The sequence below is a fragment of the Pseudomonas frederiksbergensis genome (assembly GCF_001874645.1).
GTDB lineage: Bacteria > Pseudomonadota > Gammaproteobacteria > Pseudomonadales > Pseudomonadaceae > Aquipseudomonas > Aquipseudomonas frederiksbergensis_B.
In genome coordinates this window covers 117,157-140,307 of the sequence record NZ_CP017886.1, presented here as the reverse complement: position 1 = coordinate 140,307, position 23,151 = coordinate 117,157, and the positions used below count along the sequence as shown (strand labels likewise).

The 23,151-nt window shown below is 58.2% G+C and carries 23 protein-coding genes; 10 read left to right on the top strand and 13 right to left on the bottom strand.

Annotated elements, in window-relative coordinates; all coding sequences use genetic code 11:
* Positions 1-269: 269 nt before the first annotated feature.
* Positions 270-536, bottom strand: a complete 267-nt coding sequence (locus tag BLL42_RS00675) for a hypothetical protein (RefSeq protein WP_071550243.1) — start codon at positions 534-536, stop codon at positions 270-272.
* Between the two features lie 346 nt (positions 537-882).
* On the opposite strand from BLL42_RS00675, the gene BLL42_RS00670 reads away from it, so the two are divergent.
* Complete coding sequence (locus tag BLL42_RS00670; RefSeq protein ID WP_071550242.1) at positions 883-2,208, top strand: sigma-54 dependent transcriptional regulator; 1,326 nt, start codon at positions 883-885, stop codon at positions 2,206-2,208.
* 57 nt (positions 2,209-2,265) lie between these two features.
* Here the strand turns inward: BLL42_RS00670 and fapF are convergent, their stop codons facing one another.
* The 9 genes from fapF to BLL42_RS00625 all read right to left on the bottom strand — a co-directional run bounded on the left by fapF (position 2,266) and on the right by BLL42_RS00625 (position 10,649).
* Positions 2,266-3,540 (bottom strand): fibril amyloid transporter FapF, encoded by a 1,275-nt coding sequence (fapF, locus tag BLL42_RS00665; RefSeq protein ID WP_071550241.1) that lies wholly within the window; start codon positions 3,538-3,540, stop codon positions 2,266-2,268.
* A 47-nt stretch (positions 3,541-3,587) separates the two neighbouring features.
* Complete coding sequence (gene fapE / locus BLL42_RS00660) at positions 3,588-4,328, bottom strand: fibril amyloid subunit FapE (RefSeq protein WP_071550240.1); 741 nt, start codon at positions 4,326-4,328, stop codon at positions 3,588-3,590.
* 33 nt (positions 4,329-4,361) lie between these two features.
* Entirely contained in the window at positions 4,362-5,042 is a 681-nt protein-coding gene (fapD, locus tag BLL42_RS00655; RefSeq protein ID WP_071550239.1) for a fibril amyloid maturation endopeptidase FapD, read from the bottom strand.
* Positions 5,043-5,112: 70 nt separating this feature from the next.
* A complete protein-coding gene (gene fapC / locus BLL42_RS00650; protein ID WP_071550238.1) occupies positions 5,113-6,411 on the bottom strand; it encodes an amyloid-like fimbrin subunit FapC in 1,299 nt (432 codons plus the stop codon).
* Positions 6,412-6,465: 54 nt separating this feature from the next.
* Positions 6,466-7,038 carry a fibril amyloid subunit FapB gene (gene fapB / locus BLL42_RS00645; RefSeq protein WP_071550237.1) on the bottom strand — a complete coding sequence of 191 codons (573 nt, stop codon included), beginning with the start codon at positions 7,036-7,038 and terminating at the stop codon, positions 6,466-6,468.
* Between the two features lies 1 nt (position 7,039).
* Entirely contained in the window at positions 7,040-7,474 is a 435-nt protein-coding gene (fapA, locus tag BLL42_RS00640; protein WP_071550236.1) for a functional amyloid chaperone FapA, read from the bottom strand.
* Between the two features lie 329 nt (positions 7,475-7,803).
* Entirely contained in the window at positions 7,804-8,328 is a 525-nt protein-coding gene (locus BLL42_RS00635) for an AAA family ATPase (protein ID WP_071550235.1), read from the bottom strand.
* Positions 8,325-8,888 carry a nicotinamide riboside transporter PnuC gene (gene pnuC / locus BLL42_RS00630; RefSeq protein WP_071550234.1) on the bottom strand — a complete coding sequence of 188 codons (564 nt, stop codon included), beginning with the start codon at positions 8,886-8,888 and terminating at the stop codon, positions 8,325-8,327. The genes BLL42_RS00635 and pnuC overlap by 4 nt, the downstream gene beginning before the upstream one ends.
* Positions 8,889-9,014: 126 nt before the next feature.
* On the bottom strand, positions 9,015-10,649 hold the full coding sequence (locus BLL42_RS00625) for a methyl-accepting chemotaxis protein (RefSeq protein ID WP_071550233.1): 1,635 nt from the start codon (positions 10,647-10,649) through the stop codon (positions 9,015-9,017).
* A 299-nt stretch (positions 10,650-10,948) separates the two neighbouring features.
* On the opposite strand from BLL42_RS00625, the gene BLL42_RS00620 reads away from it, so the two are divergent.
* Positions 10,949-11,779 carry an undecaprenyl-diphosphate phosphatase gene (locus tag BLL42_RS00620; RefSeq protein WP_071550232.1) on the top strand — a complete coding sequence of 277 codons (831 nt, stop codon included), beginning with the start codon at positions 10,949-10,951 and terminating at the stop codon, positions 11,777-11,779.
* The gene (locus BLL42_RS00615) at positions 11,776-12,180 is read left to right on the top strand and encodes a DUF1294 domain-containing protein (protein ID WP_236721953.1); all 405 of its coding nucleotides are present in this window, start codon (positions 11,776-11,778) and stop codon (positions 12,178-12,180) included. The genes BLL42_RS00620 and BLL42_RS00615 overlap by 4 nt, the downstream gene beginning before the upstream one ends.
* 9 nt (positions 12,181-12,189) lie before the next feature.
* Here BLL42_RS00615 and BLL42_RS00610 read toward each other — a convergent pair whose 3' ends face one another.
* Positions 12,190-12,549: an MmcQ/YjbR family DNA-binding protein gene (locus BLL42_RS00610; RefSeq protein WP_174553320.1), complete on the bottom strand. Its 360-nt coding sequence runs from the start codon at positions 12,547-12,549 to the stop codon at positions 12,190-12,192.
* The gene (locus tag BLL42_RS00605) at positions 12,546-13,454 is read right to left on the bottom strand and encodes a LysR substrate-binding domain-containing protein (protein WP_071550231.1); all 909 of its coding nucleotides are present in this window, start codon (positions 13,452-13,454) and stop codon (positions 12,546-12,548) included. Before BLL42_RS00605 ends, BLL42_RS00610 begins: the two co-directional genes overlap by 4 nt.
* A 128-nt stretch (positions 13,455-13,582) precedes the next feature.
* On the opposite strand from BLL42_RS00605, the gene BLL42_RS00600 reads away from it, so the two are divergent.
* Together BLL42_RS00600 and BLL42_RS00595 are read left to right on the top strand one after the other, a co-directional pair.
* Positions 13,583-14,194 carry an FMN-dependent NADH-azoreductase gene (locus tag BLL42_RS00600; RefSeq protein WP_071550230.1) on the top strand — a complete coding sequence of 204 codons (612 nt, stop codon included), beginning with the start codon at positions 13,583-13,585 and terminating at the stop codon, positions 14,192-14,194.
* 264 nt (positions 14,195-14,458) lie between these two features.
* Positions 14,459-15,505, top strand: coding sequence for an alpha/beta hydrolase family protein (locus BLL42_RS00595; protein WP_071550229.1), 1,047 nt, complete (start codon positions 14,459-14,461; stop codon positions 15,503-15,505).
* An 11-nt stretch (positions 15,506-15,516) separates the two neighbouring features.
* Here the strand turns inward: BLL42_RS00595 and BLL42_RS00590 are convergent, their stop codons facing one another.
* Positions 15,517-16,713, bottom strand: coding sequence for an MFS transporter (locus BLL42_RS00590; protein ID WP_071550228.1), 1,197 nt, complete (start codon positions 16,711-16,713; stop codon positions 15,517-15,519).
* Between the two features lie 250 nt (positions 16,714-16,963).
* Between BLL42_RS00590 and BLL42_RS00585 the strand changes: the two genes are divergently transcribed.
* The 5 genes from BLL42_RS00585 to BLL42_RS00565 all read left to right on the top strand — a co-directional run bounded on the left by BLL42_RS00585 (position 16,964) and on the right by BLL42_RS00565 (position 23,145).
* Positions 16,964-17,986, top strand: coding sequence for an AraC family transcriptional regulator (locus BLL42_RS00585; protein ID WP_071550227.1), 1,023 nt, complete (start codon positions 16,964-16,966; stop codon positions 17,984-17,986).
* A gap of 260 nt (positions 17,987-18,246) precedes the next feature.
* On the top strand, positions 18,247-19,911 hold the full coding sequence (locus tag BLL42_RS00580; RefSeq protein ID WP_071550226.1) for an AMP-binding protein: 1,665 nt from the start codon (positions 18,247-18,249) through the stop codon (positions 19,909-19,911).
* Positions 19,912-19,927: 16 nt separating this feature from the next.
* Positions 19,928-20,689 (top strand): SDR family NAD(P)-dependent oxidoreductase, encoded by a 762-nt coding sequence (locus BLL42_RS00575; RefSeq protein ID WP_071550225.1) that lies wholly within the window; start codon positions 19,928-19,930, stop codon positions 20,687-20,689.
* Between the two features lie 12 nt (positions 20,690-20,701).
* Entirely contained in the window at positions 20,702-21,895 is a 1,194-nt protein-coding gene (locus BLL42_RS00570) for an acetyl-CoA C-acyltransferase (RefSeq protein ID WP_071550224.1), read from the top strand.
* A gap of 122 nt (positions 21,896-22,017) precedes the next feature.
* Entirely contained in the window at positions 22,018-23,145 is a 1,128-nt protein-coding gene (locus tag BLL42_RS00565; protein WP_071550223.1) for an acyl-CoA dehydrogenase, read from the top strand.
* Positions 23,146-23,151 lie beyond the last annotated feature (6 nt).

The following is a 23,151-nucleotide window of genomic DNA, read 5'->3' as shown; positions in this document are numbered from 1 at the left end:
TTGCGAGTCGACCGGATCCAGAACTGCGGAGGAAGACTTCAGAGGAATATTCAATCCCTGATTGATGCATTGCACAACGGTCAGAAATTACAGGTGGCGCGGCTTTCAGTGCCAGAACGGTGTCTTTGCGGACCGGTGGCAAGTTTGCCTGGCGAGTACAACCGTCTGTCGCAATAAAGCGCCAACAGTGAGGGGTGAAGAGGAGGGGGAGTATTGAGGTGCCTCGATAAAAAAGTGCGGATCACGGCGAAGTGATCCGCACACTTCTTTTACTGCGGCATTGTCCAGGATTGCAACTGATAGCCTTCCTCGCTCAACTCGGCGCGAGCCTGTTTGAGCAAGTGTTCAAGTTGGGCCGGGTCGGTATACGCGCTGCTTGGAATCTGTTTGCGGCCGATGCGGGTGCTGGTGCGGTCGATGACGGTGAGGCTGAGTTCGCCGGTACCGTCCTGTGGGGCCCAGGCCACGCATTGGAATGGTTTAAATGCGCGGTCGGCAATCAAAAGAGCTTCGTTGATACGGAGCGGGGCGTTCATGGGGTCTTCTCTCGTCTGTGCCCAATCAAGTGATGTGCCGTCGGTTGGGCTTACCGTTCGGCTGGTTACTTGTACTGATGCGCGCAATGGGGGGGCGGGTCACACACAATCAAAAGAAATTTCAACTTTCTTTCATATACTCAACATCAAAGGGAGCTTTGAAAGCTGGGTGAAAGGTTCAAGCCCGTGAGGTAACTATTGAAGGCCCTTCTTATAACGGAAACGATATTAACCCTATAGTTAAACGATACAAGGCAGCGTCAAGTTCTTGCTAACGTTACATTCGGGACCGCCAAACGACTGTTTCCAATAACTTTTCTAATTTTTTTGGCGCCAAGGAACAGTCATGATCGAAACGCCCGCATTGCGACGTTTGTTAGTGGTTGATCCGTGTGACGACTGCCATCGCCTGTTACCCGGTCTGCGTACGGTTGGCTGGGATGTCGACAGCTGTACCCTGGAAAAAGCCGCCGACCATCCCTGTGATGTTGGCCTGCTGCGCCTTCAACCTTTTCATCTTGAGCGTCCTGAAGCAGTCAAAGAGCTGATCAGCCACAGCGGAACCGAGTGGATCGCCGTTCTCAACCAGGAAGTCCTGCGTTTGCAGAATGTCGGCGATTTTGTCTGCGAATGGTTTTTCGATTTTCATACCTTGCCTTTTGATGTGTCGCGGGTTCAGGTAACCCTGGGTCGCGCATTTGGCATGGCGCGATTGCGCGGGCGAGGTTCGATTCATGTCGACCAGCCGGAACATGAATTGCTCGGTGACAGCCGACCGATTCGCGAGTTGCGCAAACTGTTGAGTAAACTGGCGCCTACCGAGTCGCCGGTTTTGATCCGCGGCGAGAGCGGCACCGGCAAGGAGTTGGTGGCAAGAACCCTGCACCGGCAGTCGCAACGCCACAGCAAGCCATTCGTGGCAATCAATTGCGGGGCTATCCCCGAGCATCTGATTCAGTCCGAACTCTTTGGTCATGAAAAGGGCGCTTTTACCGGCGCTCATCAACGTAAAGTCGGACGCATTGAAGCGGCTAATGGCGGCACCCTGTTTCTGGACGAAATAGGCGATTTGCCCCTTGAACTGCAAGCCAACCTGTTGCGTTTCCTGCAGGAAAAACACATCGAGCGGGTTGGCGGCAGTCAGCTTATTCCGGTGGATGTCCGGGTATTGGCGGCGACCCACGTGGATCTGGAATCCGCGATTGAGGCCAAGCGTTTTCGCGAGGATTTGTACTACCGGCTCAACGTCCTGCAGGTGGTCACTGCGCCGCTACGCGAGCGCCATGGAGATCTGTCGATGTTGGCCAACCATTTTTCCCACTTCTACAGCCAGGAAACCGGGCGTCGGCCGCGCAGCTTCAGCGAAGACGCGCTGATTGCTATGGGTAAACACGATTGGCCGGGCAATGTCCGAGAACTGGCGAACCGGGTGCGTCGAGGGTTGGTGCTGGCTGAAGGCCGGCAGATCGAAGCGCGGGACCTGGGGTTACTCAGCCAGCAGGTTATCGCAGCGCCCATGGGAACTCTCGAGGACTACAAATATCGCGCCGAACGCCAGGCGCTGTGCGATGTGCTTAATCGCCACAGTGACAACTTGAGTATCGCGGCAAAAGTGCTCGGGATTTCGCGGCCTACCTTCTACCGCTTGTTGCACAAGCACCAGATACGCTGACGTTCAAGCTTTAAACGACAAAGCCCGCCGAAGCGGGCTTTGTCGTTTGAATGGCCGTTAGAAGTAGTACGGGAATTTCACGCTGAAGGAGAAGGCCGGAGCGTCCTGGGTTAAGCCGATGGAGAGGTTGGGGACTATCGTCAGTTTGTCGGTTGCCGCCAGGGTCAGGCCGATGTTGAAGTTGGCAGCGTTGTAGTTGCTGTCCGGGATTGTTGACCAGTCCTGGCCGTCTGGTTTGACTTTGCTTTTGCCGGCGAATTGGTCGGAAAACGAAAACGACATACTCATCTTCTCGTTCAAGGCAAACGCAATGCCGGCGCCGACCTGCCAGGAATCGCCCAGCTTCACCTCTCCCGGGACCGTGGTATTTATAGTGGGGCTGATATCGCTGAAGGAATCCTGCTTGTTGTAGGTATAGCTCAGGCTGCCGAAGAGCACGGCAGGGTCGAAGGTCTTGACCAGCGAGATGCCCGGGGTAATCGACCAGATACCGTTGCCGGTAGGGAGTGACTGAGGTACCGACAAATTGTTGTTGTTCGGGTCATTGACCAGCTTGATTCCGTACGGTTCTTTACCCGTCGGCGCCTTGACTCGCAGAGTGAAGACCGCGTCGGGCAGGTTGACCGATTCATCCAGGAACTTGTAGGCAACACCAAAGTTGACATCGCCTATGGTCGGATCGCGGGTAACGGTGGCGTCGGATGAGATCGGGGCTGCGCCTCCTGCACCACCCGAGGAATACGTCGATTCTCGATAGACGACCGGGACGTTGATGTCGAATTGCCAGCGTTGCGCCAGGTTGTAGCGGCCTGTCAGGTCAAGGGTCCAGTTGTCGGCCTTGATGCGGTCAATGTTGATGTTGCCGAGAAAAATCGAGTCAAGAGCCAGAAAGCCATTGAGCACCAATGCACGGGTATCATAGTGGGTATAGCTCAGGCCCGTCTCGAGACTGAACTTGCCGCCACCGAAGAAGCCGCTGGCTTCGTCATACAGGTTGGACACGCTTTGCGCCGGTTCCGAGTCCTCCTTGAGCGACTGCCCATACGAACTGGTCCCGGGGGCACCCGTGGCCACGGCTTTGCCGTTTTTGGTCTGTTCGGCGGGGGAGCGGGTCAGGCGTTTGGGAGCAGGCGTTGCAGGTGTTTCTTCGACTTGTTTAACGCGCTGTTCAAGTACCATCAGCGCGTTCTGTTGAGCTTCGTAGCGTTGTTTCAACTCCGTGAGTTCTTGTTTTAGCGCTTCTACCTGGGGGTCCGATGCTGCTTGCAGCAATGTGGCCGGGACCAAGGTACTCAAACAAACGACTGCTTTTAACGTAAACGATCGGTACATGGGTTAGCCGTCCCTTTTGACTACATTTTCATGAGACTGAGCGTAGATCAGTATCCGAGAGTGCGTAGGCCTTTTAGTTGGTCCAGGCTGCAGTCCAGTGCCCCTACGGTCGGCAGGTTGTTGCGCAGAACGACATTGAGGGACGTCAGGTTGTTCACCTGGTTACTTCCGCCGAGCAAGGTCGTGTTCTGCATCAGGCTGCCCTGGGCAAGCCGTTGCACGGTGCTGCCCTGATTATTGTTGGCCTGGATGCTCAACTGCACGCCAGCGCCACTCGACGACATACTGAAGGTCCCGGCACCGTTGGAAGCGGACAGGGTCGTGCCGGCGGTCAATGGCTGGCCCTGGGTATCCATTTGTGGTGCCTGGTTGGCTTCTTTGACGTTGATGTCGACATTGTTGTACGCGCTGTTGGAGTCGCCGGCGGCGCGCACGACCTGGGTGACACCCTGGGTGGTGCTGAGGCCGCCGCCGCCGCTGACATTGCCGGAACCCTGGGAGACCGGCGAACCATCACCTTTCTTGTCGATCATCGACACATAGAACTGTGGCTTGATGGTCGATTCCTGAATCTGCATCGAGGAGGTTGCCCCGATCACGTCACCTCTGGCATTTTGCCAGGTACTGGTCATGGCAACCCCGAAACTGATGATCCGGCCCGGCATGACATACCGGCCGCGAAGGGTCGCCAGCTCCTGATCCTTGAGCTCAATCGGTTTGAACGTTAGTGCCTGTGCTGGCAGGCTGGCGGCCAGACAAACAACGGCCAGCCAGTATGGAGTCTTCATTGGATGCTCCCGGAGCCTCATGCTCCCTTGTCATTAGAAGAAGTCGCTTTGGATGAATCCGAAATCCATCAACTCTGCGTCTTGCACCGGGCTGAAAGTGTTGATGCGGTTCTTGGCGGTCAGTGGAATAGGGGGTTCGCGCAAGACGTTGGTCTTGTCGTAACCCTGGCCTATGACTGCGAAGATGATGCCGTTCCAGCCTTTGACAAATTCGTCGAACTTGAAGCGTTTGTGACCGAGTACCGGATCACCGATATACACCCAGTCTTTCTCCGCTTTTTGCATGACCACGAAGTGCTTGTAGCCGCGGATGTCCATTAGCACGATGACCGGAATGGAGACACTGGGCAGACCTTCCGGCGATACCCGGTAACCACGGGCCCGCATGCCGATACTTTCCACGTAACGCTTCATGTCGAGCATGGAGAAGCCCTGAACGCGGACCAGATTCTGGTCGGAGTGAGCCAGCATGCCTTCGATGATTTGTGCCTCGGTGACGTCCAGCCAATAGGCCTGGCGCAATATGGTCGCCAGGGAAGCTGCACCGCAACTGAAGTCGGTTTTCTGTTGGACCAGGTCGGCAAATTTGCGCTCACGCATGCTCTGGATCGGTTTGAAAACGACCGCTCCACCTGGCAAGACGGAAAGCGGCATTTGTCCCGCTTCGCTTAGGCCAGCCAGAAAAACCAGGAACGCTAGGGCGAAAATGCGCATGATCGGAAGCCTTCGTGCAAGAGTGAAAAAAAGCCCCCCGAAGGGGGCTCTCCAGACTCTGGAGCTTAGCTTACAGGCAGGTTTTGCAACCGGATGCAATGGACAGCGAGTTGCTTTGTTGGTTGCCAGCACCGGCAGCCACGTTGACGCCCAGGTTGCCACTGCCGCCATTAACCGAACCGTTCAGGTTAGCAGTGTTGGTCACAGGGTTTGCCCAGCCAGTTGGGGTCAGCACTTGCCAGGACACAGTGTTGCTCAAATCAAACGAACTGGACTCGCTGAAGCTCTGCGCTTTGTCGCTCGCTGCGTAGCCAGCTGCGCCGTACGATTCGCTGCCCGATTCGCTGCCCGATGCGCTGCTCGATTTGCTGTTCGATGCGCTGCTCGATTTGCTGTTCGATCCGCTGTTCGATGCACTGTTCGATGTGTTGAGCGATGCGTTGAGCGATGCGTTGAGCGATGCGTCGAAATCCGCACTGCTGCTGCTATGGTGATGGCCATTATTCCTGGAAGCGCTAACGTCCACGTCCACAGAAGCGTCCAATTTAGCTTTCAAAGCAGCGCTCGAAGCAGAGTTGCTGGCAGATTTCCAAGCAGAGGCCGAAGCAGAGTTGCTGGCAGATTTCGAAGCAGATTTCGAAGCATAGTTCTCACTAAAGGCCGAAGCAGAGTACTTGGCATAGTCCGAAGAAGACTTCGCATCGGATGCCTCTTTGAAAGACTCATGACCGCTGGCTGAGACGGTACGCGACAGCGTATCCACGCGGTACGTCCGATCGGCGTCGTTACGCACCGTCAGGCCTGGGCCTGATTGATCGGCACTCGCGGTTGCGGTAGCGTGCTGGCCGCCAGACACAGCGATTGCCATGGTGTTTTTCTGTTGGTTAAGGTCGCCAGCAGCCATGTTGATGCCCATGTTGCCGCTGCCGCCGTTGGCCGAACCGCTCATAGTAGCGCTGTTGTTGGTGGAGTAGTTGTCGACCTTGTTGTTGCCTTGGGTTTGCGTGACCTTGGCGGTTGCCATCACAGACCCAAAGACAAACGAGCCATCGCCGCTGGCAATGGCGGCAGCATTGTCTTGTTGGTTGCCGTCGCCTGCTGCAACGTTGACGCCCACGTTACCGGAGGCGCCCGTGGCCGAGTTGGTCATGTTGGCAGTGTTTTTAGTCCCTTCATTGCTGATGTAGTTGTTAGTGCTGCTTTGTTTATCGGTGGCGTTGGCAGTGGCGCCAGCATTGGTGGTGTCTTTTGGATCTACATGATGACGATGATGATGCTCGTCACCACCATTCTGGCCAGCTTGTACAGCAACAGCCATTATTGCAGCGATTGCGAAAACCAGAGGTTTGATTGCCATTGAAGCTTTCATGCTGATTCTCCGTACTTTATTTTATGTAGTTAAGTGTTGTTGTTACCTGTTGGGTCAATCCGCGACCCGTACGCTCAGGGTGTTGGCCGTTCGGTTTCCCACCCCGGCGCTCTGATTCAACTGGATCACCCCACGGCTACCGGTGAAGGCCTGGTCGCTGGTGGCGACCTGGCGATGGCCAGGAGTAAGATCCGTTGAATCGGAGTTGTTGAGCAGCGCCACGTTCTGTTGCTTGAGGACGCTGTCGTCGATACTTTGCGGCGTAGCACTGATGCTTATCCGCAGGGCGTTGGCTTGCTGGTTGCTGGCGCCCGAGCTCTGGTTGACCCCCAGTACGCCATTGCCGTTACTGAAGGCGTTGCCTTTAATGGTTGACTGGGCATCGATCCTGGGATCGACCTGAGTACGCAACCGTTGGCGAATCTGCGTGGTAGCGCTGGCGTTGGTGTCAATGGCGATGGCTCGGGCGTTGGCCTGTTGTTGCTGATCGCCGGCAGCCTGGTTGACCGAGAAGTTGCCCTGGTACTGCCTGCCGGAGTTGTCGATGGTGGCAGTATCGATGACAGGAGGTTGGGCAAAGGTCGGGGCACTGCAAAACATGGCCAGAATCAGCAGAGTGCGATTCATTTCATTGTCCCCCCGATAACAATTTCAGACTGCCAAGGCCTTGCTGGATGCTGCCGTTGATCCTATTGGCAACACTGTTGCCGGAGCCTGCGGAATGTCCAGCGGACAAGCCGGGCAGCTGTGACTGATCGCTGGTGTTGCTCAGCGTACCGGTGCCTCGAACGACTATTCCGGCGATGCTTGCACCGCTGCTGATGCCGGCAATGTCTCCGTCCGTCAATTCGTTCGTTGCACCGACGACTTGCTTGGACGGGTTGGCATTGACGGTCAGGGGGTTAGGGTCGGGAACCATGGGCCGGTGAGTCGCAATACGCGGTTGGACCGTCCGCTGCAGAATGATGATCCCATCGGCGGCCTGGACAGGCAGACTGATACTCGAACCCAATGCACATCCAATCAGCAGGAGGCGAAAAATGCCTTTATCGATATTCCCCACGACGGCAATTCCTTCTTAAAGTGCGCTGGCCTGTATCAGCGTTGCGAGGAACCGAGCAGAAGGTGTGCCGCTTTTGATTTTTATAGTTAAAACAGTGGGTTGTGATTGTTGGTGGCAGGGGTCAAAAAAATGTTGTAACGACGCTGAAACAGATGGCCGGGCATTGCGCCGTTTATCTGTCCGCTATTGCTCATCATGGAGTGTGTGGACCGACTGTTTCAGTTGATTAACACTTTTCTCAGGCGAGGCTTGAGTCGCTTCATTTGGCGGGTTTGTGGGGGGGAGGGTGTTTCAGGAATGGACATTTTTCCGGGCGGGGCGTGCTGAAGTCAGGCGCCCAGCAGCCGATTAACCGCCTCGAATGCATCGCGCCGGCGCTGTGCCCAGTTGCCACGCAGCACCTGGTAAGTCTGCTGGTGCCGGTCCAGCCAATCGCGACTGGCCTGGAAAAATGCCTGGCGATCGGCAAGATCCGGCTGACAGCGTTGCCCGTCGTCAGTCCAGACGACCGCCTCCGGGCTGAGCAGCAGGTGCAGATGGTAGTGCCGCGCCAGCAAGGCTTCTTCGATCCAGGTCGGGCAGTCACCGAATAGCGCATGGCTCCAGAGCATGTTGCTCAGCAGATGCGTGTCGAGGATCAACAGTGACGGTTGTCTGGCGCGAGCCCCGTCCTCCCACTGTAGCTGACCCAGTGCAATCGCCGAAATATCCTCGTAGCAAGTTTCGCGGGCCTCCTTTTCGATAAAGCGCCGCACATATTCGCCCACCAGCAACCCGCCGAAACGGGCTTGCAGCTCAGCCGCCAGCCAACTCTTGCCGCTGGACTCCGGACCGCTCAAGACCAACACTTTCATGCGCGCAACGCCGGATCAGCGCGCCATTCCCGCCAGCCTTGCACGGCGATCAACGTAAACAGGCCATAGAGCGCGGCGGTCAGGTACAAGCCCTTGTAGATAAACAACCCGACGAAAATCACATCGACGGCAATCCACAGTGGCCAGCATTGCAGGCGTTTTTGCGCCATCCACAGTTGCGCCACCAGGCTGAAGCCGGTCAATGCCGCGTCCAGCCAGGGCTGAGCGGCATCGGTCCAATGGGCCATGGCCGCGCCCAGCAGCAGACTGCCGAGGGCGCCGCCAGCCAACCCCACCCACATCGAGCGACCGTCCAGTTGCGTGACTTGCCGGCCATCATGCGCTTCACCGGCGCGGGTCCACTGCCACCAGCCGTAGAGCTGCAAGCCGGCGTAGATCACCTGCAACAGCATGTCCGAATACAGCTTCACCTCGAAGAAGATCCAGCTATAAAGCAGCACCATGACCAGGCCGATCGGCCAGCACCAGGGGTTCTGTTTGACCGTCAACCAGACGGCAATAACGCCGAGTGCGGCGGCAAACAGTTCAAGCCCGGACATGAAGGATCCTTGGTGAAGTTGAAAAGGGCGAAGAGTGTACCGGAGCTGCCGGAGGCTCGGGTCGCGTTCGGACGATCTTTTGATCGTAAAGATCGCAGGCTACGCCAGCTCCTACGGACCGATTGATCAGACTTTGAACTGACGCAACAGGCCATTCAACTGCTCACTGAGTTCTTTCAAATGCACGCTTGCAACGCTCGATTGTTCAGCGGCCAAGGCGGTGCTGTAGGACAAGCCCGCGGCCTGGGTGACGTTCTGGTTGATGTCCTCGACCACATGCGCCTGCTGCAGGGTGGCACTGGCAATCGATGCGTTCAGGCCGTTGAGGTTGCGCAGGGCCTGGCCGATCGCGTTCAGGCTGGCACCGGCCAACCCGGCCTGTTCAATGGTCAGCTGCGAGGCACGACTGCTGTCGCCGATCACTTTGACTGCCGCCTCGGAATGGCTCTGCAAGCGCTCGATCATTGACTGGATTTCAGCCGTGGACTTTTGCGTGCGCTGTGCCAGCAGCCGGACTTCATCCGCCACCACCGCAAACCCCCGTCCTTGCTCACCGGCGCGGGCCGCTTCGATGGCCGCATTGAGCGCCAGCAGATTGGTCTGTTCGGCGATCGAGCGAATCACTTCGAGCACGCTGCCGATCTGTGTGCTTTCAGAGGCCAGGGTGCGGATAACCTCTACGGCCTGATCGATGGTGTTCGACAACTGATCGATCTGCTGCAAGCTCCCATCGATGTTCACCTGCCCTTGTTGTGCCTGAGCCTCGGCATCGCGCATTTCACTGGCGGCCTGTTCGGCATTCTTGGCGACATCCTGCACGCCATAGGTCACTTCGTTGATTGCGGTCGCCACCAGTTCCATTTGTTGTGACTGTTGCTGGCTGCGTGCCTGGGCTTGAGCTGCATCGTTGCCCATGTCGCTGGATGACTGCCCCAAGGCACTGGCGGACAGTTGTAGCTGGCTGATGACCTGACGCAATTTTGTGGTGAAGGCGTTGAAGTGCCGCGCCAATTCGGTCACTTCATCCTGCCCGTGGGTATCGAGACTGCGGGTCAGATCGCTTTCACCGCTGGCGATGTTGGCCATGGCGTTCACGGTTTCCTGGAGTGGACGCACGATACTGCGCGCAATCAGGATCACCAGCAGCGCCATCAGCACGGCGATGGCGAGCCCGACAAACGATGTCTGCCACACCTGTGCGTAGAATTCGGCCTGCATGTCATCGATGTACACACCCGAACCAATGACCCAGCCCCAGGGTTCGAAGAGTTTCACGTAGGAGGTCTTCTGGACCGGCGTGCTGGCGCCGGGTTTCGGCCAGCGATAGTCGACCATGCCGGCACCTTTGGCCTTGGCGATGACCACCATCTCATTGAACAGCGCGAAACCGTCCGGATCCTTGATTGCGGAAAGGTTCTGGCCTTCGAGTTTCTGATTGGTCGGGTGCATGACCATCATGGGCGTCAGGTCGTTGATCCAGAAGTAGTCGTTCTGGTCGTAGCGCAATCCGCGTACCACGCTCAATGCCTGTTTCTGCGCCGCTTCGCGGGTCAGGGTGCCGGCGGTTTCCAGGTCGTGGTAGTAGGCCAGAATGCCGCTGGCAGTCTGCACCACATGTTGGGTTTTCTGTGCTTTGGCTTGATAGAGATCATCGTGGATCTGCTTGAGCATCAGCACACCCAACGTCAACAGCATCAGCACAGCCACAATCAAGATGAGCCACAAACGACGGCTGATCGACACACTGCGCAAGCTATTCATAACCGTGTTACTCCGGGTTCTGTTCTTGTTCTTGTCATAAACGACCGCCAGCATTGAGGCACGCTTTCGCCGCTGGGCCAATCCTACTCAAGTCCAATTACGACGCAGCGTGATTCAGGTATGTCTGATAGGATTTCGGCCGCATCAGCAAAAACCTGAAAACGCGCTGACTTTTCAGCGGGTTTTTAAGGCTTCGCATGGGGATCGTGCATGTTGTCATTGGGTGACGCTGATCGCAGTGGACGCTTGAATTTTATTGACGAGGCATGCCTTGGAGGCATCGTTTCATTGGGGGATTAATGGATTTTTGGACCGCCGTTCAGGCTTTGATTCTTGGCGTTGTAGAGGGACTGACAGAGTTTTTACCCATTTCCAGTACCGGGCACCAGATTATCGTCGCGGATTTGCTCAACTTCGGTGGCGAGCGCGCGATGGCGTTCAACATCATCATTCAGCTCGGCGCGATTCTGGCCGTGGTCTGGGAATTTCGCGGCAAGATACTCGACGTGGTGACCGGGTTGCCTACGCAGCGTAACGCTCAACGGTTTACCGTTAACCTGTTGATCGCTTTCATGCCAGCGGTGGTGCTGGGTGTAATCTTCGCCAATGTGATCCATAAATACCTGTTCAACCCGATCACCGTGGCGACGGCGCTGGTGGTGGGCGGGATCATCATGTTGTGGGCTGAGCGTCGCGAGCATACCGTGCACGCCGAAACCGTCGACGAGATCACCTGGAAAGACGCCCTGAAGGTCGGTTTTGCCCAGTGTCTGGCAATGATTCCCGGCACTTCGCGTTCTGGTTCGACGATCATTGGCGGCTTGTTGTTTGGCCTGTCGCGTAAAACCGCCACCGAGTTTTCGTTCTTCCTGGCCATGCCAACCATGGTCGGTGCCGCGGTGTACTCCGGCTACAAGTATCGCGACCTGTTCCAAGCCGCTGACCTCCCGGTATTCGCCATCGGCTTCGTCACTGCGTTTATTTTTGCGATGATCGCGGTCAAGGGCTTGCTCAAGTTCATTGCCAGTCACAGCTATGCTGCGTTTGCCTGGTACCGGATCGCGTTCGGCTTGTTGATTCTGGCGACCTGGCAGTTCGGTTGGGTCGACTGGGCGGCTGCCACATCGTGATCGAGCCACGCAATGGGCGCGGGATCCAAAACCTGCGCCTCAAAGGCCTGGTTTTCCTGGCCCTGTGCGCCTTGCCGGCTTTTGGTTCGATGCTTCTGGGCTGGCGCGGGATTTCGCTGATTCCGCTCGCGGCCTACGCCATTGTCAGCCTGCTGGCGTTCTTCCTGTACTGGAGTGACAAGCGCAAGGCCCAGGCAGACAGCTGGCGTACACCGGAGAACGTGCTGCACGCAATCGAACTGGCCGGTGGCTGGCCGGGCGCCTTGCTTGCCCAGCAAGTGTTTCGGCACAAAACCCGCAAAGTGTCCTATCAGTTGGTGTTCTGGATCATTGTGCTGCTGCATCAGGCGTTCTGGATCGACCAGTTGTTTCTGGGCGCCGGCCTCTTCAGCCTGTTCTAGGCTCAGACCCTAAAGGAACAACCCGACCTGCACGCGCCTGGGCAACTTGCTGACCACCAGTTGGTGAGAACGTTGCAGCAAGCCTTGCAGTTCATCGGCGCCAAGCGGGTAGGGCGTTTGCATGATGATCCACTGCGCCCTTGCCAGATAGGGCGCAGGCCCGATGCCCGGGCGGTCGACATGCCCCAGAAACAGCTCTTTGTCGACCTTGAACGCCAATGACTCACCCCGCAGGTTTTGCAGGGCGAACATCTTGCTTCCGGCGACTGAAAACACCCGCACGCCGCCCCATTTGTAATCCTCTTGCGCGCCGGGCAACGCCAGGCAGAAACGCGCCACGTCTTCCTCGCTCATCGGTTTAGCCTTCATAGCAGTCGATCCCCGCAGGCTTTGAATGATTCGGTCAAATGGTCAATCCAGGCACGCACCGCCGGCAGCAAGCCGCGCCGATGAGGGTAGACGGCCAGTAGCCAACCGCCCGGCTGCGACCACTCGGGTAATAGTTGCACCAGCGAGCCGTTTTCCAGTTCCTCTTCGCAGTACATCATTGGCAACAGGGTGAAGCCAAGACCCGCCAGCGTGCAGGCTTTGCGCACGATGAAATCATCGATTCCCAGTCGTGCTTCCAGCGTCAGGTCACAGCTTATGCCCTGAGCATCGAGCAGGCGCAGATGCACCAGGCGATCGGCCTCCAGAGCCCCGAGCACCGGCACCTGCTTCAGGTCTTCCGGGCTGTTGATGGGGTGCGCGCGCAGAAAGGCCGGGCTGGCGATCATCACCATTTGCGCCTGACGCAAACGTCGGGTGACCAGCAGCGGGTCTTCATCACCCAGTTCGCGCACTCTCAAGGCGACATCGATGCCTTCGGTCACCAGGTCGACCCGGCGGTTGAGCAACTGCATCTCCAATTGCACGTGAGGGAAACGTTCCAGAAACGAGCTGATGACCGATGGCAAAAACTCATGAGCCAGTCCAACGGGACAGGAAACCCGCAACCGCCCTCGGGGCTCGCTGGACATGCTGGCGACGGCCTCGTCAGCCATCTCGGCCTCCAGCAGCATCGCCTGACAATGGCGCAAATAGCGCTCGCCGACAGCGGTCAGCTTGAGCTGGCGGGTGGTGCGCTGGAGGAGGCGGGCCCCCAGGCGCTCTTCAAGTTCGGCGATACGCCGCGACAACCGCGACTTGGGAATGCCCAACGCGCGCCCGGCAGCGGCGAAACCGCCGGCTTCGACCACTTTGGCGAAGTAGTAAAGGTCATTGAGGTCTTGCATGGCGCTACTCGACTGTCCTATCAGTGGGACAAACTATCGCATTATTGCCTGCTAATCAGCTATTGGTTTCATCTGTAGGATTGTCCTCACTCGATCGCCCAGTGGCGATCCTCACTTGGAGATCCCACATGAAACTCTTGCACATTGATTCGAGCATCCTTGGCGACAACTCGGCTTCCCGTCAGTTGAGCCACAGTGTCGTCCAGGCCTGGAAAACCGCCGAGCCTGCTGCCGTGGTGACCTACCGCGACCTGGCCAGCGATGCCATCAGCCACTTCTCCGCAGCAACGCTGGTCGCTGCCGGCACCACCGCCGAACTGCGTAACGCTGCACAACAGCACGAAGCCGAACTGAGCGCTTCGACCCTGACCGAATTCCTCGCTGCCGATGCCGTCGTGATCGCAGCGCCGATGTACAACTTCACCATCCCGACTCAGCTCAAGGCCTGGATCGACCGCATTGCCGTTGCCGGCCAGACTTTCCGCTACACCGAAGCCGGCCCTGAAGGCCTGTGCGGTGACAAGAAAGTTGTGGTGGTATCGACTTCTGGCGGCATGCACGTGGGTCAAGCGACTGGCGTAGGCCACGAAGAGTATCTGAAAGTCATGCTGGGCTTCATGGGCATCACCGACATCGAGTTCGTCCGTGCCCATGGCCTGGCGTATGGTGACGACGTTCGCAACAAAGCCATGAGCGACGCTCAGGCGCACATCAGCGAGCAATTGTTCGCTGCCGCGTAAGGCTTTCGTAAAGAGTTAAATAACTCAGGCAATACCCACTAGACTCTGCATTCCGATCGTCGTAAAACGATCGAAGTACGGAGTCTTTTTGTTTCTGAATCAAAAAGTGCTGGCGTTTCAGGTGTTGGCCCAGGTTATGCAGTCTCGGGTTATCGGCTCCGTTCTGCAGAGACCTTGAAAGCGGTAAACGCTGGCACAAGGCTCTAAGTCCAAGGGATTGGAAAAAAACGGGTATTCCAATCAGGTAACAAGGTGGGGCATCCCATGGTGCGTCTTGGTGCAATGTTACTGATCTGCCTGTTCAGCAGCCTGATTCCAGTGCAAGCCGCGCCTGCGCCGCCGCCTCATTGGAGCGTTGGCTACCATGAGCTGACGTTTCTCGATCCGCTGGATTTAAAGCCCATGCGGGCCATCGCCTTTTACCCGTCGACCGGTATCGAGCATTCAAGCAAACTCGAGGGTTATCTGGTCCAGGCGACCGAAGACGCAAGGGTCGCGATCGGCCGCTTTCCGATGTTGATGCTGTCCCACGGCAACACCGGTACCCCATTGGCGTTGCACGACCTTGCCACATCGCTGGCACGCAAAGGTTTTGTGGTGGTGGCGGTGATTCATCCCGGTGACAACTCCAAGGACCACAGCCGCCTCGGTACGTTAAGCAACCTCTATGGACGGCCGATCCAGATTTCCGAAGCCATCACCGCCACTCTGGCCGACCCCATGCTGTCGCCGTTCGTCAATCCCGACGAGGTCGGGGTGATCGGGTATTCGGCCGGTGGCGAAACTGCGTTGATTCTTTCGGGCGCCACGCCGGACCTGAATCGTTTACGCCGTTACTGTAAAGAACGTCCTGACGACGGAGACGCCTGCAGCACCAACGGTGAACTGATTGTCGACCGAGATGACTTGCGGCCAGTCGCTGACCCACGGGTTCACGCCTTGTTGCTGATGGCGCCATTGAGCCTGAAGTTCGGTCGCCATACCTTGGCCGGTGTGCATGTGCCGGTGCTGCTCTACAGCGGCGATGGCGACAAACTGGTCGCGCTCGATAAAAACGCCGCGGCGCTCGCTCGCCAACTACCCGTCGCTCCGGATTTCAAACTGCTGGCCGGGGCCGGGCACTTCGTGTTCATGGCGCCATGTACCCGGGACCAGCTCGCGGCGATGCCGGCCTTGTGCACCGATGCTGACGGCGTTGACCGTGAGGATATTCACCGCAACCTGATATCCGAAGCCGGGCGTTTCTTTTTCCACACGTTGGCCAAGCCAAGTCGGGCCGGGATGCAGACGGCTGACCAGACTTTGCCGTAGACGCCAGGGTCTTACGACGGGCTGAGTGCCGAGCGACGTTTCAGGAGCAGGGTCAGTCCCAGTCCGGTGATCGACAGCAGTGCTGCGCAGAAGAAAATCCACGAGTACCCCAGATTCAGTGCCACCGCGCCCATCAGCGGGCCGGCAATCGCCAGTGCCAGATCGAAAAACACCGCATAGGCACTCAAGCCAGCGCCACGACTGCTGCTTGGCACTTGCTTGATTGCCTCGACACCCAATGCCGGATAAACCAGCGACAGACCGAACCCGGTGAGCCCGGCGCCAATCAACGCCACCGCCGTCGAAGGCGCCAACCAGAGCAGGCCCAGCCCCAGGGTTTCGATGCTCATGCAGGCGATGGCCGAGCTGAACCCGCCAAAGCGGTTGATGCTGGAGATAAACAGCAGGCGCGCGAGGATGAAGCAGATACCGAAAACCGTCAGGCACCAGGCCGCACCGGTCCAGCCGCGACTGACATAGAACAAGGTAATAAAAGTGGTCAGCGTGCCATAGCCGATCGAGGCCAGACTCAGGCTGGCGCCAAAGGGTGCGATGCGCCCGAATACCGCCCAAAACGGCAATCGTTCACCGCGAATGACCGGCACCGAGGGTTTGTTGCGAATCAGCAGCAGTGCCACCAGCGCCAACACCGAGAGCGCGATCCCAAGGCTCACGAACCCCAACTGACCGACCATCACCACACCCAATGGCGCACCTATGGCAATCGCGCCATACGAGGCAATGCCGTTCCAGGAAATCGAGCGGGCGGTGTGTTCGGCACCCACCTGGCCCATGCACCAACTGATGGTGCCGACACCGATCAAGCCTTGGGCGATCCCCAACAACAATCGACCGACGATCAGAATCATCAGGCTCAGCAACGGCAGGCTCTGCAACAAGGTCGACAGCAATGTCAGCACGCCACTGAGCACAATCCCCAGCAACCCGTACACAATCGCCCGTTTGGTGCCGATGTTGTCAGACATACGGCCGGCCATGGGCCGGCTGAGCAGGGTGGCGAGGTACTGTGAGCCGATGGTCAGGCCGGCAACGATGGCGCTGAACCCCAGTTGCTCATGGACATACCCCGGCAACACCGCAATCGGCAGACCGATGCAGAGGAACGCAACAAAGGTATAAAAAACGATGGAGACGATCTGCAGGGTGATCGCCATGGAGCTGACGGGAGGCTGTTGTTGCGCAGACATGAGAGCTCGTTCGCGGGTGGGCGGTAAGAGAGCTGCATCATGGCGCGAGCCTGAAATAAAAGGAAGCAGGCTAACGGTTAACACTTGCGCAGCCTGTGATCTTTTTTCAGGTCAAAAGATCGCAGCCTTCGGCAGCTCCTACGTTGGAATACGTTTCTCTGTAGCTGCCGAAGGCTGCGATCTTTTGATCTTAAGAAAACAAGGCGTGCGTTAAGATGGCCGCCAAACAAAAAAGGGCTCACCACATTCAATGTCGGAAAAAGACACCATCTCCATTTATTTGGTGCGCGAAGCACTGCTGCAAAGCTGCGAGTCGAGTGCGGTCAGCGTTGAGGTCTTGCTCAAGGTCGGGATTGAACCGCGCTTGCTTGACGTGACTGATGCGCGTGTTCCGGCCACGGCCTATGCACGGTTGTGGCGATTGTTGGCTCGACGCATGGACGACGAGTTCTTTGGCATGGACCCGCGCCAGCTGAAATCCGGCAGTCTGGCATTTCTCTGTCGTTGCGCCATGGCCCAGCCGACGCTGGCAGCCGGATTGACGTCCGGGCTGGGGTTTCTGTCATTGATGCTGGAGCACATGCCAGCGCAGCTGGTTCATCAGCAAAGCCTGGCAGAAATCGTCCTGCTCGAAGACGACCAGGAACCGCGTCGCGCTTTTACCTATTTCACCTACTGGATGATCGTCCATGGCGTTGCCTGCTGGCTGGCGGGGCGACGGATACCGATTCTGGCCATCGAACTGCGCTGCGCGGAACCGGATTTTTGTGATGACTATAAAGTGATGTTTTCCGAGAACCTGCGCTTCGACCGACCGCGTACCCGGATGATTTTCTCGGCGGATTGCCTGGATCTGCCGATCAAGCGCAGCAGCGACGAGCTCAAGCGTTTTTTGGCTCATGCGCCGGCCAATATCCTGGTCAAGTACCGCGATCCGCAAAGCCTCGCCAGTCGGATCAAACACGATTTGCGGCAACTGTCCGCCGAACAGTGGCCGGAAACCGACAGTCTGGCGCAGCGACTGTGCATGTCTGCCTCGACATTGCGTCGTCGGCTGGCGGAAGAAGGGCAAACCTATCAGGGTTTGAAGGACAGCGTGCGCAAGGAACTGGCAATTGTCTGGCTGGCAGAACCTTCAATCAGCTTCGCCGAAATTGCCACGCGGCTCGGGTTTGCCGATGCCAGCTCGTTCTACAAGGCGTTTCGCAAATGGTCGGGGTCCAACCCCGGGCATTACCGCAGTTTGATCCTCAACGAAGTTACCCATCTCTAAGTTCCGGTCAGATCACCTGTAGGAGCTGCCGCAGGCTGCGATCTTTTGATTTTGCTTTTAAAAGATCGCAGCCTGCGGCAGCTCCTACGAAAGATTTGGCGCTCATCAGATACCGATGACGCCACATTTCCCAAATCTTGGCCAAACCAGTCACGTAACTTGAAAGCTTTGACCATTGTCCCGCGCCGCGCCCGGAGCGAGTATTTCCTGGATTTTTACGGTTCCCCCCAACCTAATAAAAATACAGAGGGATTCTGGCAATGCGCGATTACCTGTCTGCGACTTCACAGTTCAACTATCAGCACACCGTCGATGCTGCGCTTAGCGGCTCGTTGACGGCACTCAACGCCTGTGTCGAATGCTGCGACCGCCATGCCTTGCCCGGGCGCATTGCCTTGTTCTGGGAGGGGCGCGACAGTGCCAGCGCCACGTACACTTTCAGCGATCTGCAGGATAAAGCTGCGCGCTTTGCCAATTTCCTGCGGGCTCAAGGTGTGAAGAAGGGCGACAAGGTCGCCGGCCTGCTGCCACGTAACGTTGAGTTGCTGATCGTGGTTTTCGCCACCTGGCGTATCGGCGCGGTCTACCAGCCGCTGTTCACGGCCTTCGGCCCGAAAGCCATCGAACACCGCCTCAACAGTTCTGGCGCCGCTGTGGTGGTGACCGACGCGGTCAATCGTCCAAAGCTCAATGAAGTGACCGACTGTCCGACCATTGTCACTGTCAGTGGCCCGAAAGGTCAGGGCATTGTGCGCGGCGATTTCAGTTTCTGGGCTGAACTGCCCAACTATTCCGCCCAATGTGAACCGCTGCTGCTGAGCGCTGAAGACCCGTTCCTGCTGATGTTCACTTCGGGCACCACCGGCCCGTCGAAAGCGCTGTCGGTGCCGCTTAAGGCGATCGTCGCGTTCCAGAGCTATACCCGTGACGCGGTGGACCTGCGTCCTGAAGATGCGTTCTGGAACGTCGCCGATCCGGGCTGGGCTTATGGCATCTACTTTGGTGTGACCGGGCCGTTGTCCATGGGCCATCCGATCACCTTTTACGATGGCCCGTTCACCCTCGAAAGCACCTGCCGGGTGATCAACAAATACGGCATCACCAACCTCACCGGTTCACCCACCGCCTACCGTTTGCTGATCGCTGGCGGCGATGAGTTCGCCCGTTCGATCAAAGGCAAACTGCGCATTGTCAGCAGCGCCGGCGAGCCGTTGAACCCGGAAGTCATTCGCTGGTTCGCCGACAACCTCGACGTGGCGATCCACGACCATTACGGCCAGACCGAACTCGGCATGGTGCTGTGCAACCACCACGGCCTTGAACATCCGGTGCATGTCGGTGCGGCAGGGTTTGCCTCGCCTGGGCACCGGATTGTGGTGCTGGATGAGGCCTGTAACGAATTGTCGGTCGGTCAGCCGGGAATCCTCGCTATCGACCGCACGCAATCGCCGATGTGCTGGTTCGCCGGTTACGAAGGCGCGCCGACCAAGGCTTTTGTCGGCAACTATTACCTGAGTGGCGATACCGTCGAACTGAACCCGGACGGCAGCATCAGCTTCGTCGGCCGCAGTGATGACGTGATCACCACCTCCGGCTACCGGGTTGGCCCGTTCGACGTGGAAAGTGCATTGATCGAGCACCCCGCGGTGGTTGAGGCGGCCGTGATCGGCAAGCCGGATCCGGAGCGCACCGAGCTGGTGAAAGCCTTTGTCGTGCTCAGTGCGCAATACCGTGCTTCGCCCGAGCTTGCCGAAGAGCTGCGTCAGCACGTGCGCAAACGTCTGGCGGCGCACTCATACCCGCGTGAAATCGAATTTGTCAGTGAGTTGCCGAAAACCCCAAGCGGCAAATTGCAGCGCTTTATCTTGCGCAACCAGGAAATCGCCAAGGCTCAAGAGGCCGCAGCGAAGAACGTTTCAGCTTGAATCCAAGGAAACAATGATGCAGATCGAAAATAAGGTTTTTCTCGTCACCGGCGGTGCGTCGGGCCTGGGCGCGGCCACTGCTGAAATGCTGGTGGGCGCCGGTGCCAACGTGATGCTGGTGGACTTGAATGCCGAAGCCGTTGCCGCTCAGGCAAAACGGCTCGGCGCACACTGCGTCGTGGCAGACATCAGTCAGGAAGCGGCGGCAGAAGCGGCGGTGCAGGCAACGGTCGCAGCCTTTGGCGGCCTGCACGGGCTGGTCAACTGTGCCGGCGTGGTCCGCGGCGAGAAAATCCTCGGCAAGACCGGTCCGCATGCGCTGGCCAGTTTCAGCCAGGTGATCAACGTCAACCTGATCGGTAGCTTCAACATGCTGCGTCTGGCGGCGGCGGCGATTGCCGAAACCGAAGCCAATGAAGACGGCGAGCGCGGGGTGATCATCAACACCGCCTCGGTGGCGGCCTTCGACGGCCAGATCGGCCAGGCCGCTTATGCCGCCTCCAAAGGGGCGATTGCCAGCCTGACCCTGCCCGCGGCCCGTGAACTGGCGCGCTTCGGCATTCGGGTGATGACCATCGCGCCGGGCATCTTCGAAACACCGATGATGGCGGGTATGACTCAGGAAGTTCGCGACTCGCTGGCGGCTGGCGTACCGTTTCCGCCACGCTTGGGCAAACCGGTTGAGTACGCCGCGCTGGTCAGGCATATCATAGAAAACAGCATGCTCAACGGCGAGGTGATCCGTCTCGACGGTGCCTTGCGTATGGCCGCCAAATAAGGAGTATTTGTCATGACTATGTCCCACGATCCGATCGTTATCGTCAGCGCCGTCCGCACCCCGATGGGCGGTTTTCAAGGTGAACTGAAAAGCCTCAGCGCGCCACAACTGGGTGCTGCCGCGATCCGCGCTGCGGTCGAGCGCGCCGGTGTGGCTGCCGATGCAGTAGAAGAAGTGCTGTTTGGTTGCGTGCTGTCTGCAGGCCTCGGTCAGGCCCCGGCTCGCCAGGCTGCGCTAGGCGCGGGGTTGGACAAATCGACCCGTTGCACCACCCTGAATAAAATGTGCGGTTCAGGCATGGAAGCCGCCATCCTGGCCCACGACATGCTGCTGGCCGGCAGTGCCGACGTGGTGGTCGCCGGCGGGATGGAAAGCATGTCCAACGCGCCGTATCTGCTGGACCGCGCTCGCAGCGGTTACCGCATGGGCCACGGCAAAGTGCTCGATCACATGTTCCTCGACGGCCTGGAAGATGCCTACGACAAGGGTCGCCTGATGGGCACCTTCGCCGAGGACTGCGCCGAGACCAACGGCTTCACGCGTGAAGCGCAGGACGATTTTGCAGTGGCTTCGACCACCCGCGCACAACAGGCGATCAAGGACGGCAGCTTCAACGCCGAGATCGTTCCGTTGCAGGTCATGGTCGGCAAAGCGCAGACACTCATCACCGATGACGAACAACCACCGAAAGCCAAACTGGACAAGATATCCAGCCTGAAACCGGCGTTCCGCGACGGCGGTACGGTGACGGCGGCCAACTCCAGTTCGATTTCCGATGGCGCGGCGGCGTTGCTGCTGATGCGTCGTTCAGAAGCTGAAAAACGTGGCCTGAAACCGTTGGCGGTGATCCACGGTCACGCGGCCTTCGCCGACACTCCGGGCCTGTTCCCGGTAGCACCGGTGGGCGCGATCAAGAAACTGCTGAAGAAAACCGGCTGGTCGCTGGATGAAGTCGAACTGTTCGAAATCAACGAAGCCTTCGCTGTGGTCAGCCTGGTGACCATGACCAAGCTGGAAATCCCCCACAGCAAGGTCAACGTCCACGGCGGCGCCTGTGCGCTGGGCCACCCGATTGGCGCCTCAGGTGCGCGGATCCTCGTGACCTTGCTTTCGGCCCTGCGCCAGAAAGGCCTGAAACGCGGCGTTGCAGCGATCTGCATCGGCGGCGGTGAAGCCACGGCCATGGCCGTTGAATGCCTGTATTAAGGTCCGCACGGTTTCCGTAGGAGCTGCCGCAGGCTGCGATCTTTTGATCTTAAAGATCAAGTTCAAAAGATCGCAGGCTTTGCCAGCTCCTACGGGGGGCAACACATTTTTAAGGACTTGGCATGTTACCGACTGACGAACAACTACAGATCAGCGACGCGGCCCGGCAGTTCGCCCAGGAACGGCTCAAACCGTTCGCCGCCGAGTGGGATCGCGAACACCGCTTTCCCAAAGAGGCCATCGGCGAGATGGCCGAACTCGGCTTCTTCGGCATGTTGGTGCCGGAGCAGTGGGGCGGTTGTGACACCGGTTACCTGGCGTACGCCATGGCCCTGGAGGAAATCGCCGCGGGCGATGGTGCCTGCTCGACCATCATGAGCGTGCACAACTCGGTGGGTTGCGTGCCGATCCTCACGTTCGGCAACGACCAGCAGAAAGAGCAGTTCCTCAAGCCGCTGGCCAGCGGCGCCATGCTCGGGGCGTTCGCGCTGACCGAGCCACAGGCCGGTTCCGACGCCAGCAGCCTGAAAACCCGTGCCCGCCTCAACGGCGATCACTACGTGCTCAACGGCTGCAAGCAGTTCATCACTTCCGGGCAAAACGCCGGGCTGGTGATTGTTTTTGCAGTGACCGATCCGAGTGCCGGCAAGCGCGGGATCAGCGCTTTCATCGTGCCCACCGATTCACCGGGCTACAAGGTTGCACGCGTTGAAGACAAACTCGGTCAGCACGCTTCGGACACTTGCCAAATCCTCTTCGAGGACGTGAAGGTGCCGGTGGCCAATCGACTGGGCGAGGAGGGCGAAGGCTACAAAATCGCCTTGGCCAACCTTGAAGGTGGACGCGTCGGGATTGCCTCGCAATCGGTCGGCATGGCCCGCGCCGCATTTGAAGCCGCCCGCGATTACGCTCGTGAACGCGAGAGTTTTGGCAAAGCGATCATTGAGCATCAGGCGGTAGCCTTTCGCCTGGCCGATATGGCCACGCAAATCGCCGTCGCCCGGCAGATGGTGCATTACGCAGCAGCCCTGCGTGACAGCGGTAAACCGGCGCTGGTGGAAGCCTCGATGGCCAAGCTGTTCGCCTCGGAAATGGCCGAAAAAGTCTGCTCGATGGCGTTGCAAACCCTCGGTGGTTACGGTTACCTGAACGACTTCCCGTTGGAGCGCATCTACCGCGACGTGCGGGTTTGTCAGATCTACGAAGGCACCAGCGATATTCAGCGCATGGTCATTTCGCGCAATCTTTAAAGAAGG